Below are 1,455 nucleotides of genomic sequence, written 5' to 3'. Positions count from 1 at the left end.
GCGCGATTCGAGGAGCAGGCGAGGAGGAGGGCCGGAGAGGTGGCGCTGAAGAGCGCGGAGGAAGGCGGGACGCTGAGCTACGGGGAGTTGGAAGCGAAGGCGAACCAGCTGGCGCGCCACTTGAGGGGCCTGGGGGTGAAACGAGGCACGCGAGTGGGCGTGTACGTGGAGCGCTCGGTGGAGATGGTGGTGGGGCTGCTGGCCATCCTGAAGGCGGGAGGCGCGTACGTGCCGGTGGACCGCAAGTACCCAGCGGAGCGAGTGGCGCTGATGCTGGAGGAGGCGGGAGTGGAGGTGACGCTGACGCAGTCCGCGCTGGTGGAGAAGCTGCCAGCGAGCGCGGGGAAGGCGTTGGCGTTGGACACGGCGTGGAAGGAAGTAGCGACGCAGCCCGAGAGCGGGTTGAGCAGCGAGGTGGGAGGAGAGGACCTGGCGTACGTGATGTTCACGTCAGGGAGCACGGGGAGGCCGAAGGGGGTGTGCATTCCGCACCGAGGCATCACGCGGTTGGTGGAGGGGAAGGAGTACGTGCGCTTCGGGCCGGAGGAGGTGTGGCTGCAGTTGGCGCCGGTGGCGTTCGACGCGTCGACGTTGGAGGTGTGGGGAGCGCTGCTGCACGGGGCGAAGCTGGTGGTGGCGCCTGCGCAGGCCCAGACGCTGGAGGAGTTGGGGGGGCTGCTGAGGAGAGAGGGAATCAGCGCGCTGTGGCTGACGGCCGCGCTGTACGAGCAGATGGCGTTGCACCAGGGGGAGGCGCTGGCGGGGGTGAGGCAGGTGCTGGCGGGAGGAGACGTGCTGCCAGCGCAGCGGGTGAGGGAGCACCTGAAGCGGCTGCCGGAAGGCGCGGTGCTGGTGAACGGGTACGGCCCGACGGAGAACACCACCTTCTCCACCACTCACACGCTGACGAAGGAGAGCGTGGTGGGGAAGTCAGTGCCCATCGGCAAGCCGCTCGGGAACTCGACGGCGTACGTGGTGGACGCGAGCGGGGAGGTGGCGGGAGTGGGAGTGCCAGGGGAGCTGTACGTGGGAGGGGAAGGGCTGGCGTGGGGCTACCTGCGAGCGGAGCTGACGGCGGAGCGCTTCGTGCCGGACGGCTTCGGCCAGGAGCCAGGGGCGCGGCTGTACCGGACGGGGGACAAGGCGAGGTGGAAGGAGGACGGGACGCTGGAGTTCCTGGGCCGAGTGGACTTCCAGGTGAAGGTGAGAGGGTTCCGCATCGAGCTGGGAGAAGTGGAAGCCGCGCTGCTGCGCCAGGAGGAAGTGGGGGAGGCGGCGGTGGTGGTGCGGGAGGTGGGAGGAGACAAGCGGCTGGTGGCGTACCTCGTGGCGAAGCCGGGGAGGAGGCTGGACACGAGGGAGGTGGAGTCGGCGCTGCGCAAGGAGCTGCCGGAGTACATGGTGCCGTCGGCCATCTGCGTCCTGGACGCACTGCCGCTCAGCGCGAACGGCAAG

At 69.4% G+C, this 1,455-nt stretch carries 1 protein-coding gene; it reads left to right on the top strand.

What is annotated here, in order from left to right; translation table 11 throughout:
* Positions 1–1,455: non-ribosomal peptide synthetase (locus GTY96_RS37030; RefSeq protein WP_161667172.1), on the top strand; the 1,455-nt coding region annotated here is incomplete at both ends.

The organism is Corallococcus silvisoli, assembly GCF_009909145.1.
In the GTDB taxonomy this organism is placed as follows: Bacteria; Myxococcota; Myxococcia; order Myxococcales; family Myxococcaceae; genus Corallococcus; species Corallococcus silvisoli.
The sequence above is the reverse complement of the archived record's forward strand: the minus strand, read 5'-3'. Positions and strand labels throughout refer to the sequence as shown.